Source organism: Microcystis sp. MC19 (genome assembly GCF_003019735.1).
Lineage (GTDB): Bacteria > Cyanobacteriota > Cyanobacteriia > Cyanobacteriales > Microcystaceae > Microcystis.
Window position 1 is genome coordinate 3,463,074 of record NZ_CP020664.1, and the last position, 17,595, is coordinate 3,480,668.

A 17,595-nucleotide genomic window follows, 5' to 3' on the forward strand; every position below is an offset into this window, starting at 1 on the left:
CATTTTCCCAGATTTCATTATAACCGGAGGATCTATACCGCTCAACTAAACTTACTCAAACTTACTTAAAAGCCTGAAAGCTTAGTCATTCGTAGTGGGTCAAGCACTACAGGATTAAACGGCAAACCCTTTATTCCCTGGTCAATGACATCAGGAATTACTTTTCTAATGATGTTAAATGACCCATTGACATCGGCATTTAACAACTGATTTGTTCCCATTTTATACAGTCCCCTAGCTAACCTTTTTCCCTTAAATAATGGTTTTTCTTCACCATATTTAGGTAACTCATCCCTATCTAAAGCACTGGATTGTGAGGTATAGGATTCTTCAGTTATTATGACTTTTATCCCTTTTAATTGAGCTTTGTAGGTTAACATTTCTATTAATCTATAATGGGGAATATTAACAAATTGTTGATTATTCCTTTTTCCTAGATTAAGACATTGTTTTATCCGCTCATTATGCCCAATTATTAATGTCCCTATTTGATGAATAATACACCAATCTATTACTCTTTTACTGGCTGTGTGTAGATAATTTTCTACTCGACAGTTTCGTTTATGGGTTAGGAATATCAATCTCTTAGATGAGGGTTGATTATTTCTGGTTTTCAGTTGAGATTGTAAGCGGGAACGTTGTTTGTTGTAGAAGGTGTTAATTGCTTTTAACGGTCTGCCATTTACCAAAAGAGGTGCTACACCTGTTTGATTTGTAGTTACAGCCATTAAGTTATTAACTCCTAAATCTATCCCAGCTATCTCTTGTTTATCTGTGGTTTCCGACCGTCTTTCATAGACTATTTCAATGACATAACAGCTACTTTTGGGGACAATTCTCACTTCAATTATTTCTCTTCGGGAAGTGGTCAATTTTACGTCGCTCATAGACAAGTGACAACCCCCCCTTGCCCCCCCGACGTCGGGGGGGTTGGGGGGGTCTTCTTTTAAAGGTTTTTTATAAATTGATTCCTGAGAATATATTAGCAGGTTTCTTCCTTTGGTTTTGTCCTTATACTTAATAATTTTAGGTTTTCCTAAAAATTTTTCAGGGTGTTTTTTCCAAGCTCTAAAAGCGGCAAAATAACTAATCCAAGCCTGATCTAATCTTCTGATTATCTGCGTGCTTCGGTTTCGTGGGTAAAGCTAAATAATCTGAGGTTTTAGATACCAGATGATAGAGTTGATTAAAACTCAGTTTTTGGGAGTTTTCAAAGAAATATTGGCGATAATGGTAGTTAGCTAGATTGAACAAATTTTTTGACAAGAAGGCATAATGGTCGATTTCTGACCATAAGGGATGGTTTGGGAGCATCTCACCTTTGTAACCCCTAAATCAGGTTTTTATGTCAAGCTATTTTGAAAGCCTTGCTAGAAACCAGTTTTATAGATAAGTATAATTACTCACTTGCATAAATGAGATGCTCCCGATGGTTTTGACTGATAATATGACGTTCAACTAGCTTCATATCTTGATTATACCTGATAACGTTCTTAAAATCTATCGGTGGCCAAAGTTACTTATTTTAGCTATCTAGCTACAGAAATGAGTAGCTTTAAAAAGCTTTAGGTAGGTTTTTGGTTTCTGTGGTTAACCCCGATCCTCGTTTTAGCTCCCTCTCGAAAATCTATTGCACCACAGCCTTTAGTCACCTTCATCCCGATCATGTAAATTTTCCGCTACAATCGAGAGTACTAAGACTCAGGCAATTGTAAAGTAATATTAATGATAGATTTTAATACCCTCGCTGAATTTTCCCGCAACTATTGCGTCTCGATTTGTGCCTTTTTAGTACCCGCTAACTTAGTAACCACCCTTTTAACCGTTCTTTTTCTCTATTTCGGTCGTCCTACCCGTCAAATCTTCCCCATTGCTTCCCTAGCTTTGTTGTTCGCTGTCACCATGTTTCTCCACGTCGCCACCTGGTTGATGATTGGTGTGGTTATGGCCCCCACTTTTATCCTCTTTGGACTGGGTTTAACCTGTTTTGTGATCAATCTTCAAGCCATCAGCGATCGCCAAAGTTTGGAACAGTTATTACATACTGGGGTTAGTCGTCTGGCCCGCTCTTTCAACTAAGGAAAAGCGCCAAGACTTCCCACTTCCCACTTCCCCCATAGTTGAACCAATAGGCTAATCTTGATGCGTCCAAGAGCGATGAGCCAGACGCAAACCCCAATCGAGCAGATAACCAATCGCGCCAATAACGAGAATCACCGCCATCAACTCTGAATAAGCGAGTCGATCGCGTGTATCGAGAATATAATAACCCAAACCCGCACTAACCCCCAGCATTTCCGCCGGGACAAGAACGATCCAGATAATACCTATAGCCAAACGGAAACCAGTTAGGAGATGGGAGAGGATCGCAGGCAGAATAATCTGGAAAACCGTTTCCCCTCGGGTAGCACAGAGACTGCGGGCTAAAGTCAACCAAGAGCGATCAACCGCATTAACCCCGGCAGCCGTATTGAGAAGGATCGGCCAGATAGCCGCCACCGTCAGCAAAAAATACACCGGTAGATCACCAATTCCCAAAACCATCACCGCTAAAGGCATCCAAGAAAGGGGCGAGATCATGCGTAGAAATTGAAATACAGCCGACAAAGCCGATTCAAGGGAGCGATACAACCCGATTAATACCCCCAACGGCACACCGATGGCACTAGCGAGAACCAAGCCCACAAGAACCCGGCGGCAACTGGTGAGGATATGGGGCATAATCTCCCCCCCAACAAAAAGCTGTAATAAAGCGACAAAAGATCGCTCAGGGGAAAAATCATTTAAAATCGGGTTTGAGTGCCATAGAGGACTGGTAAATAGCCACCAGAGCAATAATCCAAAACCGATACCCCATAAGGGTAGTAAAGATATTGGCGGGGAGGTCAAAGATTGTGACTTCATAGGTTCAGACCTTTAAAATTTGATCGTCTCGATGCGGGAGAGATTATTCGGTAAGCCGAAAGCTTTCGGTCCGCCCACCTGTTGCAAGGCATTACGGACAAAAGAGTCATCCACCAGATCCCGGGCCACCTGTCGGGGTTGCAGTTTTTGGAGAAAATCCGTATTTCCTTCCACCTGAGTGGTTTTGAGCAAGCGTACCAGTTCCTCGGTATAGGAAGGGAAAGGATAGGGCTGGAAATCGATCCGGTTGACTTGCCAGTCTGGATTCTCGATCGCCCCGTCTTTTTTATAGAAATTGCGATCGTAGTAAGTAAGCGCCCGTTGCAATACCGGCAGCGGGTGAGGCGTATATTTTCCACCATCTTTAGAGAGAATCCGGGCCACTTCCGAGCGATTGCTCCGGGACCAGAGTTGGGCTTTAACGAGGGCGTTTACCACCCTCTGCGTCCATTGTTTCCGTTGCCTAATATCCTCCTCGTGAACAAAGACAACGCAACAGGCGTGATTCTTCCAGACATCGCCGGTGAAACGGAGAACCCTACCGGTTTTGAGATTTTCCGCCGCCGCGTTGAAAGGTTCAGCAACGATATAACCGCCGATGCTCTTATTGGCGAGGGCTGATACCATATCCGGGGGCGGGAGAACCACTAGATTAACCTCGTTAGAAGCGATCGGCGCGTCCTTGGCTTTGCGAACTATTTTCAGCCCGTTACGTTGTAAGAGTTGTTGCAAGACCAAATTATGAATCGAATACCAGAAAGGAACCGCGATCGTTTTACCTCCCAATTCCCTGGGATTTTCAATATCGGGAAGGACGGTGAGGGCTGAACCATTGGTATGGTTCCAAGCGACGATTTTAGCGGGGAAATTGCGCCCGTAACGAATCCAGATCGAGGTGGGAAAAAGAACGTGAATAACGTTCACCTGCCGAGCGAGAAAGGCCTCAACAATCTGCGCCCAAGAGCGGAATAGGCGCGGTTGTTCGGCAGTTAAACCTTCCGCTTGATAAAGTTTTCGCGAGTGGGCCACCAATAGGGGGGCGGCATCCGTAATCGGTAGATAACCGATTTTCACAGGCTGATCTTTGGCATTGGCGTGAACGGGGAGATTCCAATTATCGGCGGCGATCGCTGCCCCGAAGGAACTGGTAAACAGTGCCGAAAGTTTCAGAAAATCTCGACGGCTCATGCCGCAACAAGCACAATTATCGTGTAGGTTCATAGATTTACAGTGTCATGACAAGGGCTAATTCTTGAAAAATTGACCGGCGTAGATCACTCAAAAGCTTGGCTGACTCGAAACGGGGTTTCGCCATCGAGATGGTCCATTCTCGGCGGATGCCCACCGGATGACGGCCCATGAGAAGAACTCGATCGGCCACTAACAGGGCCTCGTCGATGTCGTGGGTAACGAGGAGAACCGTGCTGTTATAGAGAGCTATGACTTCTAGGAGGAGTTTTTGCATCTCGAAACGGGTGATCGCGTCGAGGGCGCTAAACGGCTCATCCAGGAGCAGGAGAGAGGGGCGGCGGGCGAGGACGCGGGCTAGAGAAACTCTCTGAGCCATACCGCCGGATAGTTGATGAGGATAGGCACGCTCGAAGCCCTCTAGTTTGACGCTTTTAACGGCGGTGTGAACCCTTTCGCGTAATTGCTGATGATCGAGGCGGGGCATCCGCTTTAATTTCAAACCAAAAGCCACGTTTTGCCAAACGGTTAACCAAGGTAAAAGGGCGGGGGATTGAAAGACGATCGAGCTGCGGATGTCTGGGGCTTGTAGGGGTCGTGAGTGCAATTGTATTTCTCCGCCATCGGCACTTTGCAAACCAGCGGCGGTAGCAAGGAGGGTAGATTTACCGCAACCACTGGCCCCAAGCAAACAAACCACCTCACCGGAGCGCACCTGTAGGTTAATATCCTCAAAAACGGTACGGTAGCCATGGCGGGTTTTATAGCGTTTATGGAGATTTTTTAGGCTGAGGACGGGGTAATCAGTGGCGATACTCATTCCCTCACCCCCGCTCGCTCGAGTTCGCCAGGGAGAATTTTATCGGTAGAGGACTGACGTTGTAACTCTCTTTCCAGTTGAATCAGGCTCGGAGTTAACACCGGTAAAAAGGCGACCTCGCGCAGCCGTCGGGCCGTGTCGCTATTCCGGAAATAGCCTTTTCCTCCCTTAATTTCCGCTTCTAACCATACGGATTCCACCGCTAACCGGGTAATGTCCACTCTGAGGGTGAATAGTTGGCGTGTTCGTCCGAGATCGAAGCTTTCTAGGGTGCTGAATTGCTCGATTGTCTTTTCTAGACGAGTCAGACGCTCCCGGGCGCAGAAATAACGATCGCTGGCTACCGCTGCCTTTCCCCCTAAACTTTTCTCTGTCTCCCCAAGGGATTTACGCGTAATGCCAAGGGCCAGTCCGCATTGTAACAGCAAGAAACAGGGGCGGACTGAGGGTAAAAATTTTGCTGCTTCCAAGCTGATAATCCAGTCGTGAGATAACTGAACTCGCTCGAATTCAAGGGTACTGGTGCGGGAAGCCTGTAAACCCAATAATTGTAGGTCTTCACCCCGTTTTAACCCCTCTGCGAAGGAGGGAAGGGCGAGGATAAGAGTTTCTCCCGATGTAGTTTGAGCGGCAACGGCCACTATAAATTCTCCCTTAGAGTCGAGGTTAGAGGCCCAGGGCAGGAAGCCATTAACAGTGACGTTTTCTCCCTCGATCTTTGCTTGTAAACGCAGCTCCTCGATCCCGCCGAGGTACTTCATGGCGTTGGAGAGTCCTGTCGCTCCGGCTATCTCTCCCTTGAGAACAGCAGGTAGAATTTTGTTTTGTAGGTAAGTGTTATTACTGGCGGCCAGATATTGAATGAAGACGCGCTGACACCAGAAAACAAAACCGGTGGTCAGGCAGCATTGGGACACAGCGGAGATCGCCTCTACTGCCTGTAATAAGGAGCCACCCCGGCCTCCTAAGCTTTCAGGTATAGCATAGCCGAACCAGCCCGATTCTCCTAGCTTGGTTAGGGCCCAACCGACGTTGAGATTAGCTGTACCGTTGTTGAGGTCAGTGGCTCTTTCTTCCAGAAAAGAACTGATTTCGGAGCCTCGATCTAGCATCATTGTTCTCTCCTAGGGGTGAATATTTTCAATCGAGGTCAAACTATCTATAGGTGCGCCGACCACTTCTCTGGCTCTTTTTACCGCCGCTTCATCGGGACTATCGTAGAAACAGAGACATTTACTCAAGTCTTCGCAAACATAGGTACGCTCGAAACTGACTTCAGGCACTTGAGCATAAAGGGGGGTTTTCTCCGCTTTTCGTTGCAGGTAAGTTTCCATGGTTAGCCCCGGGGGTAAATTCCACTGTACTAGATAGTTGGCTTTGTCTTTGCGCTCTCGCACAGTGGCTAAGTCCTGCCCAATCAAGCGCATTTCCTTGATTAGTTGCCAACCTAGCCCAGCGTTTTCTAGTACTTGTTCGAGGGAGGCGCGATCAATCGCTTTGATAATCAGGAATAACCGCCCCTCTGTTTCACCGATTAGGGCTTCGATTAACTCTCCCTGGGATTTTGATGCCAGTGTGGCAATGCGCTCCAATATCTCGCTCACCTCTTCTTTTGTCCTTTCTTGTTGATCATCCTCTACTAGATATAGAGTCATAATTCATCTGAAATACATTTACAATACATTTGAGTTTACTGTCTTTGGGAAAAAAAAGCAATATTTTCAAGAGCCTGAAAACGAGGTGACACGGGAGTGGATGGTTCAAGACCGTTTCGCTCAAGTCGTGGCCAGAACCCTGGCCTTGGCTGATATGCGTGACCCGATTTTTTCGATAATCGCCCTTATCTGGCTGGATTTTTTTCAGCCAAAGACTTGACAAACTCCAAAATTTCTGCTAACCTTGTAGTATAATGGGGATCTGTGTCGGCCTACGAACGCTCTTTTTAACCCTTTCTCAAGAACAAAAATTTTAACCCGAATTGCTGGTAGTAGCTAAACTAAGAGCAGTACCACGGGAAACGGTGACTATGGAAGTTATTTGTACGCGTCCCCACTGTCCGAGACCGCGTAATCAGTGCCTAGACCTAGACGATAGCAATCTTTTAACCTCGATCGAGCAGAAATATTGTACTGCTTGCGGGATGCCATTAATTTTAGGGGGACGTTATTTGCCGGAACGTCTATTGGGAAAAGGAGGATTTGGGGCGGCATTTTTAGCAGTAGATCGTTATAGTCCCAAAAAAGCTAAATGTGTAATCAAACAATTTCAACCTTCCGGTAATTTAAGTCCGCAAGCTTTAGAAAAAGCGAAAAACTTATTTTTTCAAGAAGCGCGGGTTTTAGAAGATTTAGGAAGAGAACATCCCCAAATCCCCGATCTCTATGCTTTTTTCCCTTTAAAAGTCAAGAATCAATTAACGGGAGAAGAAGAGCAATTTTTCTATCTGGCCCAGGAATATATCGACGGTAAAAACCTAGAAGAAATTCTCCAAGAGCAACAAAAACCCTTTCAAGAAAGTGAAGTTAAAAACCTTCTCCAAGAATTACTTATTATCCTCAAATTTATCCATGAAAATGGTTCCATTCACCGGGATATAAAACCATCTAACATCATGCGAGCCAAAAATGGTCGCCTCTATTTACTCGATTTTGGGGCAGTAAAACAGGCTACCAATAATCCCAATAATACACAAGAGAAATCCACAACAATTTACTCAGCCGGATTTGCTCCTCCCGAACAACAATTAGGCAATCAGGTATCGGCAGCCACGGATTTATATGCCCTAGCAGCTACCTGTGTTATGCTCTTAACTAATCGCGATCCTGATGATCTATACGATCCGCAAAAACAGGTCTGGAATTGGCAAAATTATGTCCCCAAAATCAGTGCAGATTTAGCAAGGGTATTCAATAAAATGTTACTAGCAAATCCGCGAGATCGATTTCAATCCTGTGAAGAAGTTTTAACCACTTTAAATCCACCTTCTCCATCTCCTCCAGCTTCCCCGATTCCTCCATCTCCTCCAGCTTCTCCAGTGATGAGAAAAAGTTCCCGCTTTTCTCTTGGGGAAACTTTGACTAATGCTGCCTTTACAGGGTTTGAGGGGACATTATTGGTAATTGCCTTAAATAGTTTAGTCCCCTCGGCAGGAATTGTCATCGCCTTTATCATCTTAGGTGGCTTAGTTTGGGCATTATTTAAAAAAGTGATTGAAGGGAGAGATTTACCGATTCTAGCAGCAATTACCCTCACCTTCATCTTCTTTCTTTCGCAACTGCAAGGAAGCCTAAATTTTCCTGAAATTGCTATCATTGCCGTGATGGCAGCCATCGGAGCCATTGCTATTACTGCCCTTTTCCGGTTAATATATCAGATAATTTTGCGATTATTTTAAAACCCTGAAAGTTTCAAAATTATCATCACCACCGCCAGTAATCGTGCCACCGAGGTCTAAAATAGTTTGCAGATAGTCGAGGATTTCCTGAGAAATTAACTCTCCCGGCATCAAAACGGGAATACCGGGGGGATAGGGACAGATAACATCAGCACTAAGACGATCAAGGGCATTTTTCTGGGATACTATCTCTGTAGGGGCAAAAAAAGCCTTTCTAGGAGAAATAGCCAAATTTCCCGTGACTGGAGGAGGAGTGGGGGGTAAACTGGTAGAGCAAGGGGATTGAAGAGATTGAAAAGCAGTAATTAGGCGATTAATGTGTTCGCGATGATTGCCGATGGAGATAATAAAAGTAAGTTGGCTGAAAGTCGGTAATTCTGCCGTGACAGCGTATTTTTCTCGCAAAATATCGTCTATTTCGTAACCAGTTAAGCCAAAATCTTTGACGATTACCGTTAAACGAGTGCGATCAAACCAGTGACAACCCGGGATAGAATGGGGAAAGTCTAAAACAGAGATATTAGGAATTTTATCGAGTTCTTTTCGGGCTGTAGCGGCTAAATCGAGGGTTTTGCTCAGTAAATCTAGGCCTTGCGTCGCCATTTGCTTTCTAGCACTATCAAGGGAAGCGAGAAGCAAATAACTAGGGCTAGTGGTTTGAACTAATTGTAAGGCTCGATCGACTTTTTCGGAACTAATGCGATCGCCTTTTAAGTGTAACATCGATGCTTGAGTTAAGGCCCCTAAAACCTTATGGGTGGACTGAATAGCCATATCGGCGCCGAGAGAGAGGGCAGCCGGAGGTAAATCGGGATGAAAGGCAAAATGGGACCCGTGAGCCTCATCAACGAGCAGCGGGATAGAATAATGATTGGTAATCTGGGCGATAGTTTCTAAGTCACAGCAAACCCCTTGATAGGTGGGAGAGACTACCATTACCGCTTTGGCATCGGGATGGAGTTTGAGGGCATTTGCGAGGGATTGGGGGGTTATATTTAAATTTAGATCGATAGTGGGATTATATTCGGGATTGATAAAGATGGGCTGCGCTCCGGAGAGAATTAAGCCAGAAATTGCCGATTTATGAATATTTCTCGCTAAAATAATTTTATCTCCCTCGCCGCAAGTGGCTAAAATCGCCGCAATAATGCCACAACTGGAGCCATTGACCAAAAACCAGCTTTTATCTGCTCCAAATGTCTCGGCTGCTAAAATTTGCGCTTCTTTAATCACTCCCGTCGGAGCAAACAAATTATCAAGGTCGGGTAATTCGGGTAAATCGGCTTTAAAGACGCTTTTTCCCAGTAAATTACTTAAATCTTCCCCGATTCCTTCCCCCTGCTTATGCCCTGGCGCATAAAATGGTACATCTAAACTATTGACTTTTTTTTGCAGTTGTGCTACCAACGGAGCGGATTCTGGCGAAGGCATTGTGGGAATTATGAATTATGAATTATGAATTATGAAGTGGGAAGAATAAATAAAAATAATCTCCTGTCTCGGAGTCTCCTGAATTCTGATCACTGTTAACTATCTGTGCCTAACATTTGCAGTTTATATAAACTAGCGTAGAGGCCGTCTTTGGTTAATAAATCTTCATGGGTTCCCGATTCGACTAATTCCCCGCGTTTCAGCACAAGAATTCGATCGACATCGCGAATAGTGGAGAGACGATGGGCGATAATAATAGCGGTACGATCGACTAAAATCTGTTCTAAAGCTTCTTGAATTAATACTTCTGTCCCCACGTCTAAACTAGCGGTAGCTTCATCTAAAACTAAAATTTCGGGGTTACGAATAGCGACTCTCGCAAAAGCGAGTAATTGTTTTTGTCCTCCCGACAAATTTGCGCCCCGTTCTCGTAAAAGGGTATGATAACCATTGGGTAACTCCTCGATAAAGTGAGCGATATTAGTTGATTTAGCCGCTGCCTTAACTTGCTCAAAATCATAATTTTCCCCTAGGGTAATATTGCGAGTCACATCTCCGGCAAAGAGAAAAGTTTCTTGGAGAATGACACCGATATAACGTCTTAATTCTGCTTGGGGAAGATAACGGATATCGATACCATCCACTAGAATTCTGCCCTTACTTGGTTCATAGAGACGACAGAGAAGACGAATAATCGAACTTTTTCCTGCACCGGTGGGACCGACTAAGGCGACTTTTTCCCCCGGATGAATGGTAAAATTGAGACCTTTGATAATATATTCATCCGGTTTATAACCAAACCAAACATTTTCAAAAATAATCTCACCAGTCTGACGTTTTTCTAGGAAGGAAATCTCCTGATAATTTTTATAATCTTTGATTTCAATGGGAATACTAATTAATTCACCAATGCGTTCAATAGCAGTAAAACCCGCTTGAAACATGGTAAATTTTTCCGCAAACTGACGCAGAGGATTAAAGAGACGCTGGGAGAATAAAATAAAAGCTGATAAAACCCCAAAATCAATGGTTTTCTGGAGAATAAAAATACCGCCTAACCATAATACTCCTGCCACGGCAATTAATCCGATCCATTCCAAAGTAGCTGAGACGGCCGAATCATAAAAAATTGTTTTATCTAGGGATTGCCGATAGTGAGTATTGGTAGAGCGAAATATTTCAGCATTAAAGCGTTCCCGGCGAAATAATTGAACAATATTAACTCCGACTACATTTTCCTGTAATTGGGCATTAAGTTTTGATAATTGCTCGCGTACTTGATAGTTAGCACTGCGGTATTGTTTTTGAAAAAAGATAATTAGAGCGGTGACGGGAAATAACATCAACACCAACAATAGAGCTAATTGCCATTGCAGGGTAAACATGGTGATGATGATAACTAAAATATAGACTAAATCACTGACAACTCCGATCGCACCACTGGCAAAAACTTCTCCTAATGCTTCCACATCGCTGGTTAAACGGGTGACTAAACGTCCCACGGGAGAGCGATCAAAAAAACTAGAGGAAAGGGAAGTAACATGGCTAAATAAATCTTCCCGGACATTAGCGGTAATTGACTGACCGACTTTCTGCACCAGATAACCTTGTATTGTCCCTAAAATCAGCCGTAAAGTAATCGCAGCCGAGAGGATAATAATTAGGGTATTAATGGCTGCGGTTAAGGGCATTTGAGCCAAAAAATTCCAAGTTTGTTCCTTTTGCAAAAGGGAGACCGCTTGACCGATAATTAAGGGTTGAATCGCCCCCGTGAGAGATAGGGGAAAAAGAAGTATTAATGACCAAAATAGCAGAGCTTTTTGCTTTTTTGCGTAGGGAAGTAGTTTCAATAATAATCTCCAGTCATTTTCTTTGACCGGAGGGGACACAGGCGGGGATGATGGAGTCATGAAGGGATTTCCCATGAAATTCTCGGCAGCCGGGGAGAAATTACGCCCCTATTGTTAACTTTTCTAACAGGCGATCAATCTGGAAATGTTCCTCCATTAATTCTCGAATACAAGCGACCTTTACCTGTTCCTGTAAGCGAATCTTCCCGAAGGCCCGATCGACGATTTCCACGGTGGTGAGAGTATCTAAATTTACCGAGAGAATCGGTACTTCTAAATCCTCGGCCCGGCCTAGAATCAGGGGATCCGGAGAGATGGAACCGGTTAAGATTAAACAGGTGGTAGAAGTTTCTAGGGCAGCTAACTGTAGATCTGTGCGATCGCCGCCCGTAATCACGGCCATATTTTCCCCCTTACGAAAATATTCTAAAGCGGCGTTGACATTCATTGCCCCGATCGCTAGACTTTCTACCATCCAATCTAAACGATCGGGCCGACATAATACTTTAGCCCCCAAAAGATGGACAATTTCCCGAACACTAATACTACGCATTAGTTTACTAGCGGGTAACAGTCCTAAAACCTCCACACCTTGGCTGATCAGATAGGGTTTCAGGAGAGATTGTACTTCCTCCCAATCATCCGCAGGGATATCACTAATGACCACCCCCAGCAGCCGATTATTTAATTCCTCTCTTGCTTTCAGCAGACTCTCGGCCATCAGGGGAGAACTATAGCGAGCCACCAATAGGATCGGAGTCTGGAGAATTTTGGCCATCTCCCCCATGGATAACTGAAAAATACTGCCTTCCCAGAGAGTCCCTGGCCCTTCGAGGAGGGTAATATCACTGTTAACTCGATCGAGATAGCCGGCAAGAACATTGCCGTAGTCCTGTTTATCTGCACCCTGTAGGCGTTTAGCAACGGAATCCACATCTGTGTAAATCACCGGTAAACGCAGCTGTTCGGGGGATAATTCTAGTAATTGCCGAATAAATTCTACATCCTCATCGACCAATTGCCCATCGACGTAGCCCGGACAATTGCCCACTGGTTTGCCATAACTTATCTCTAGTCCTTTTTGTCGCAAGAGATGCGCTAAACCGACGACAGTTCCCGATTTACCACTGAGGGGTTCCAGGGAAGAGATAAGTATAGATTTGGCTGATTTCGCCACGATTTGCTCCTTTTAACCCGTAAAATCCCGACTTTCATTCCTCAAATCGCAGGAGTTTCCGATAAAATCCCTGCGAAAAGTCGGCCGAACCTAGCTGCTTAAAGGTTTTAATCGCATCGATCAGATATTCCACCAACTCGGCGTTAATAATTGTCATCTCATAGCTTAGGTCGGCCTGTCCTTCAAATTGTAAACGACAACGGGTCAATTCCGAGGGCAATTTTGATACATACCAAGAGGCCACAAAGGGAATCCCTTGACCGCTTTCTATGTGACGACGACCTTCTAAAGAGCCAGCTTGATACAAAGCGATCGCATAGGGCAGGATACTATGTTTGTCCTTGGCATAGTAGGGCATATATACTACCACATCAGCCTTATTAGCGGGTTCTAATTGTTCGATAGTTGGCATAATTTAAGTAATAGGACAAAATTAACTTCTTGGTTAGGATCGGCACTCATGCAAGGGGCAAAAGGCAAGAGGTAGTTAGATGTGTGTAATTAATTGTCTCTAGCTACGTTACCAGTAACACTGATATTTTCCATCTATTTTAACCGATCGCCCCCGGAATCTCCCGAGCGGGAACATAGGCAAAATTTACGGGCCAGATCACCCCTCTATACTGAGGTTATCATTGGCCATAACCGGCAGACGAACCCGAAAAACCGTCCCGGGGTAGGGAGAACTTGTTGGCTCGGGATTGGGACTGATAAATTCAATCGTCCCCCCCATGCCAGTCATTAATTCTTTGGCGATCGCTAAACCCAACCCCGTACCGGGTATATCTCCCCCCGCTTGCACTCCCCGGTAGTGACGTTGAAAAATTCTTTCTTGATCGCTCCTCGGAATACCATAACCCGTGTCTTTAAAAACAATTTCTACACTATTCTTAACATTTTTGACCTCGACGGTGACTTTTCCGCCGGCAGGAGTATATTTGAGGGCATTATCAATTAAATTGCTGAATACTTCCCGCAAACTGGGGATATTGGCACGAATAAGTGGTATATCTTCCCCGTGAATCCTTTCTAGACTGAGATTTCTCTCTTTAGCTACGGCCTGGGCCGAAAGGAGCAACGGATCGAGAAGCTCATGGAGATCGATCGGAGTTAGCTGAGTGCTGCCAGCAGGCAAGAGAAAGGTGGTGGGGGAAGATTGCGCTTGCAGGAGAGGAATATCGACGGTGGGGTAATTTTCGCTTTCTTGCTGAATTTGGGCCTCAAATCCGGCGATTAAGTCCCGAACTCGATCGCTTTCCCTCAGCATACCGGTAATGGCGGGATCGTTACCTTCTTCGGCCAAAAGCCTTTTGAGCAGAAGTTTACCAAAGGTTTTTAAAGCGGTGAGGGGATTGCGGATTTGATGGAGAAAGGTATCGAGGCGCTGACGTTGCCATTGTCGATAATAACGTTCTTCTCCTAATTGGCGATCGAGTACACAGGCTAAAGCGAGGGTTTGGGTGATTTTTTCCATCTGGGTTAATTCCCAACTTTGCCAAGGTCGTTTTTCTCTGGTTGTCACCAATAATCCGATCATGCCCTCTTCATACATTAAGGGTAAAAACAAGCGATGACCGCTGACGGTCTCCTGATTACTCCAGAGGTGGGATAAATCTTCTAACTTAACCGCAGTTAACAGGTCTGCCGCCGATGGGCCTGGTTGCAAGGAAAGCCGCTTTTTTTGGGGAGAAGGGGAATTAAAAGGCGGATAAACAACAACTGGGATTAAATTACTCGATAAAGGTTCAGTTAAATAAACCGCACTTCTGTCTGCTTCCATTTGCTCCCGCAAAAGTTCCATCTGTGCCTGACAGAGGGCAATAAAATCATCACTCAGGGGAGTCCGGGAGGGGGAGGAGAAGGGCATACTAAGAAAGTAAAAAGTAAAAAATCAGAAAACCTTGATCAAGCTAGGGTTGCGAGTTTTATTTCCCAGTTGACAGGGGAGACAATGGCCATCCTCTTGGGTGGGGTGCAGCCAGTAAAAAGCAATTAGGGCAAGGGTTTGATCACTATTTTAGGGGTGGCTCAGGGTATATATTAAAAAAAGTTTAAGAATAATAAGTTTTGTATCGGGATTGGGGGCAGTGTTTTTGTGACACAAACTTAAACACAGTCCCAGTCTAGCTTCTAGTCAAACTTGTTTGTAATTGGGTTTGTGAGAGACACTTGATTTCTCGGTCTAGAACGGATATAATCGCTACGGCTTTTGTAACTATCATTACAACGATTAGCCAAAACAGGAGGTAATTGGGTTGGCCAGAAAACGGAAACGTAAAAGTCGCCGTCGTCAAGAAGGACGTAAGATACTTGAACTTGTACCCCAGTATAGTATTGAAAGTGGCGAAGATAAACCCGTAACTGCGGCGCGTAAGTATATTCAAGCTATAGGCATTAGCCCACCAGCTTTATTGATTGTTAAGCGTAACGAGCATACAACCGATCGCTATTTCTGGGCTGAAAAAGGACTGTTTGGAGCGCAATATGTGGAGGAAAACCACTTCCTCTTCCCAAGTTTGCGCGACCTGCAGCCCCAGCCCGTCAAAGCATCGGTAGCAGTTGCCAAATAATTCACAGGACTATTAATAGTATCATGGAAAGTGAACTCGTTTACAGAAAAGTAAACGAGTTTTTTTTTGTCTGAGAGCCAAGAATCAGCTATCTGAGGCCAAAAAACAGCCAAGTTTTAGGCGACATTACCTGCTGTGGCAGTAATAATTTGACGTACTTGAGCATCGGTCAGATTCGGATTGGCACTCAACATTAAGGTCACCACTCCGGCCACATGGGGTGCTGCCATGGAGGTTCCACTCAAGAAACCATAGCCACCATTAGGGAGAGTAGAATACACTTGTACGCCTGGAGCGGTGACATAGCTCATCGAAGAATTGGAGCCAGCACGATTGGAGAAGGAAGCCATCTGGTTAGAACTGTTAACGGCACCTACGGCAAGACCCCAAGAGGTAGCATTGGAAGCGGGATAACTGGGTTGAGCTGCCCCCGCATTACCGGCGGCCATAACCACGATCACACCGCGACTGCTGGCATACTGGAGGGCTGCTTGAATCTGACTGTTAGTGCTACCACCGCCCAAACTCATATTAATCACATCAGCACCGTTGTCCACGGCGTAGCGAATTCCTTGGGCAACGCCACTAGAGCTGCCACTACCAGAATCGCTCAAAACTTTCACCGGCATAATTCTGGAATTGTAGGCCACACCAGTGGCTCCGAAACCATTATTAGCAGCAGCAATGGTTCCCGCCACATGAGTACCATGGCGGTTGCCATCTAAAGTGTTATTATTACCATTGGCAAAGTTCCAGCCATAAACGTCATCAACGTAACCGTTGCCATCGTTATCAAGACCATCATTGGCAATTTCGCCCGCATTCGTCCAAATATTGGCCGCTAAGTCGGCATGATTGCGGTCAACTCCTGTATCTAGTACAGCAACGACGATTCCCTGTCCTGTATAACCTCTTGCCCAAGCTTCGGGTGCATTAACTAAGTTAACCCCCCAGTCATTAGCACCACCAAAAGTGGGAACATTGGCAAAAGGACTTTCATTCAAGGCTCCAGCGACGGCTCTCGCAGCATTAACTAAACCGTATCCTGAAGTGGCACTATATCCGGGTACAACTGGGGCTGTGGTCGCAGACAGGGTTAAGTTATAGTTGGTGCTGCCACTGTGGGGATAAACCCGGATATAGTAAGTACCCCCATTCAGCTGACGAGTAATACTCTCACTGCTGTTACCGCGATTAGTGGAGCTAGTAATCACACCGCCACTACTATTTAACAAGGACACATCGGCATCGGCACTTAATCCCGTTAAATTGAGGCTAAAGTTGCTACTGGTTCCTAAACTAAAATGATAATAATCATTGGTGTCTGCAGAACCAGCGAAATCACTGTAGCTGGTGGCAGTTGCTCCAATGGTGATATCACAGGCCATTTCTAAGGTATTGCCGGCGTTATCTAAGGCAGTAAGATTAAAGCTCGCTACTTCTTCTTTGAAAAGAGATGTGGCTCGATTAGTGGCTATGCTGGGAAAAATTGATGACTTATTCCCCGCTAGGAATTTCTGAAAATCTGAGTAATCTAGACTATCTATACAGTTATAGAGGTCGTTGGCGGTAAAGTTATCTATCATGGTGTTCTGGTCGTTTTTTAATGGTTAAATGGTGGCGAGAACCATCAAGAAGCTCTGATCAGACAGACAACATTTGTCAGCTTTTGGGTAAGTCTCCAAAAAAGTAGGCCAATTCACATCTGAATTGCATTACTGTCCGATCCTAGTTTGCACGCCAATTCAAATCTGAATTCCATCACCTTCTGATCTTATTCCCCAGAATACCTTGAATGAGGTTCGATAGTCAAGACGGTTTCGGGGAATTATGAATTATGAATTAGGAATTATGAATTATGAATTAGGAATTATGAATTATGAATTATGAATTAGGAATTAGGAATTAGGAATTAGGAATTAGGAATTAGGAATTAGGAATTAGGAATTATGAATTATGAATTATGAATTAGGAATTAGGAATTATGAATTATGAATTAGGAATTAGGAATTAGGAATTATGAATTATGAATTATGAATTATGAATTATGAATTATGAATTAGGAATTAGGAATTAGGAATTAGGAATTAGGAATTAGGAATTAGGAATTAGGAATTAGGAATTAGGAATTAGGAATTAGGAATTAGGAATTAGGAATTAGGAATTAGGAATTAGGAATTAGGAATTAGGAATTAGGAATTAGGAATTAGGAATTAGGAATTAGGAATTAGGAATTATGAATTAGGAATTAGGAATTAGGA

The 17,595-nt window shown here is 44.5% G+C and carries 14 protein-coding genes and 1 pseudogene; 3 read left to right on the top strand and 12 right to left on the bottom strand.

The genetic code is table 11. From position 1 onward, the window contains the following. Positions 1-65 precede the first annotated feature (65 nt). Positions 66-1,314 (bottom strand): annotated as a pseudogene (locus tag B5D77_RS17595) (RNA-guided endonuclease InsQ/TnpB family protein). Positions 1,315-1,725: 411 nt separating this feature from the next. On the opposite strand from B5D77_RS17595, the gene B5D77_RS17605 reads away from it, so the two are divergent. Further along, positions 1,726-2,079, top strand: coding sequence for a hypothetical protein (locus B5D77_RS17605; protein ID WP_008203368.1), 354 nt, complete (start codon positions 1,726-1,728; stop codon positions 2,077-2,079). 54 nt (positions 2,080-2,133) lie between these two features. On the opposite strand, the gene B5D77_RS17610 is transcribed toward B5D77_RS17605, so the two are convergent. Genes B5D77_RS17610 through B5D77_RS17630 form a run of 5 tightly spaced genes read right to left on the bottom strand, consistent with a single transcriptional unit; the run spans position 2,134 to position 6,567 of the window. Next, positions 2,134-2,904, bottom strand: a complete 771-nt coding sequence (locus B5D77_RS17610; RefSeq protein ID WP_106909317.1) for an ABC transporter permease — start codon at positions 2,902-2,904, stop codon at positions 2,134-2,136. Positions 2,905-2,916: 12 nt separating this feature from the next. Beyond that, positions 2,917-4,125, bottom strand: coding sequence for an ABC transporter substrate-binding protein (locus B5D77_RS17615; protein WP_106909318.1), 1,209 nt, complete (start codon positions 4,123-4,125; stop codon positions 2,917-2,919). Positions 4,126-4,129: 4 nt separating this feature from the next. After that, positions 4,130-4,912, bottom strand: a complete 783-nt coding sequence (locus B5D77_RS17620; protein ID WP_002775169.1) for an ABC transporter ATP-binding protein — start codon at positions 4,910-4,912, stop codon at positions 4,130-4,132. Then, complete coding sequence (locus tag B5D77_RS17625) at positions 4,909-6,024, bottom strand: acyl-CoA dehydrogenase family protein (protein ID WP_106909319.1); 1,116 nt, start codon at positions 6,022-6,024, stop codon at positions 4,909-4,911. Before B5D77_RS17625 ends, B5D77_RS17620 begins: the two co-directional genes overlap by 4 nt. Positions 6,025-6,036: 12 nt before the next feature. Next, positions 6,037-6,567 (bottom strand): DUF4242 domain-containing protein, encoded by a 531-nt coding sequence (locus B5D77_RS17630; RefSeq protein ID WP_008203377.1) that lies wholly within the window; start codon positions 6,565-6,567, stop codon positions 6,037-6,039. A gap of 371 nt (positions 6,568-6,938) precedes the next feature. Between B5D77_RS17630 and B5D77_RS17635 the strand changes: the two genes are divergently transcribed. Then, on the top strand, positions 6,939-8,306 hold the full coding sequence (locus tag B5D77_RS17635) for a serine/threonine-protein kinase (RefSeq protein WP_106909320.1): 1,368 nt from the start codon (positions 6,939-6,941) through the stop codon (positions 8,304-8,306). On the opposite strand, the gene B5D77_RS17640 is transcribed toward B5D77_RS17635, so the two are convergent. The 5 genes from B5D77_RS17640 to B5D77_RS17660 all read right to left on the bottom strand — a co-directional run bounded on the left by B5D77_RS17640 (position 8,298) and on the right by B5D77_RS17660 (position 14,631). Then, positions 8,298-9,737 (bottom strand): aminotransferase class I/II-fold pyridoxal phosphate-dependent enzyme, encoded by a 1,440-nt coding sequence (locus B5D77_RS17640; protein WP_106909321.1) that lies wholly within the window; start codon positions 9,735-9,737, stop codon positions 8,298-8,300. The genes B5D77_RS17635 and B5D77_RS17640 overlap by 9 nt on opposite strands. Positions 9,738-9,832: 95 nt before the next feature. After that, positions 9,833-11,647: an ABC transporter ATP-binding protein gene (locus B5D77_RS17645; RefSeq protein ID WP_039900225.1), complete on the bottom strand. Its 1,815-nt coding sequence runs from the start codon at positions 11,645-11,647 to the stop codon at positions 9,833-9,835. 40 nt (positions 11,648-11,687) lie between these two features. Then, positions 11,688-12,764, bottom strand: coding sequence for a phosphotransacetylase family protein (locus tag B5D77_RS17650; protein ID WP_008203388.1), 1,077 nt, complete (start codon positions 12,762-12,764; stop codon positions 11,688-11,690). A 34-nt stretch (positions 12,765-12,798) separates the two neighbouring features. Beyond that, on the bottom strand, positions 12,799-13,176 hold the full coding sequence (gene ebsA, locus B5D77_RS17655; RefSeq protein WP_008203389.1) for a type IV pilus biogenesis protein EbsA: 378 nt from the start codon (positions 13,174-13,176) through the stop codon (positions 12,799-12,801). 198 nt (positions 13,177-13,374) lie between these two features. Then, complete coding sequence (locus B5D77_RS17660; protein WP_106909322.1) at positions 13,375-14,631, bottom strand: GAF domain-containing sensor histidine kinase; 1,257 nt, start codon at positions 14,629-14,631, stop codon at positions 13,375-13,377. Positions 14,632-15,019: 388 nt separating this feature from the next. Here B5D77_RS17660 and B5D77_RS17665 point away from each other — a divergent pair, with 388 nt between their 5' ends. After that, on the top strand, positions 15,020-15,334 hold the full coding sequence (locus B5D77_RS17665; RefSeq protein WP_106909323.1) for a DUF3155 domain-containing protein: 315 nt from the start codon (positions 15,020-15,022) through the stop codon (positions 15,332-15,334). 116 nt (positions 15,335-15,450) lie between these two features. On the opposite strand, the gene B5D77_RS17670 is transcribed toward B5D77_RS17665, so the two are convergent. Further along, positions 15,451-16,920 carry a S8 family serine peptidase gene (locus B5D77_RS17670; RefSeq protein ID WP_106909324.1) on the bottom strand — a complete coding sequence of 490 codons (1,470 nt, stop codon included), beginning with the start codon at positions 16,918-16,920 and terminating at the stop codon, positions 15,451-15,453. Positions 16,921-17,595: the final 675 nt, after the last annotated feature.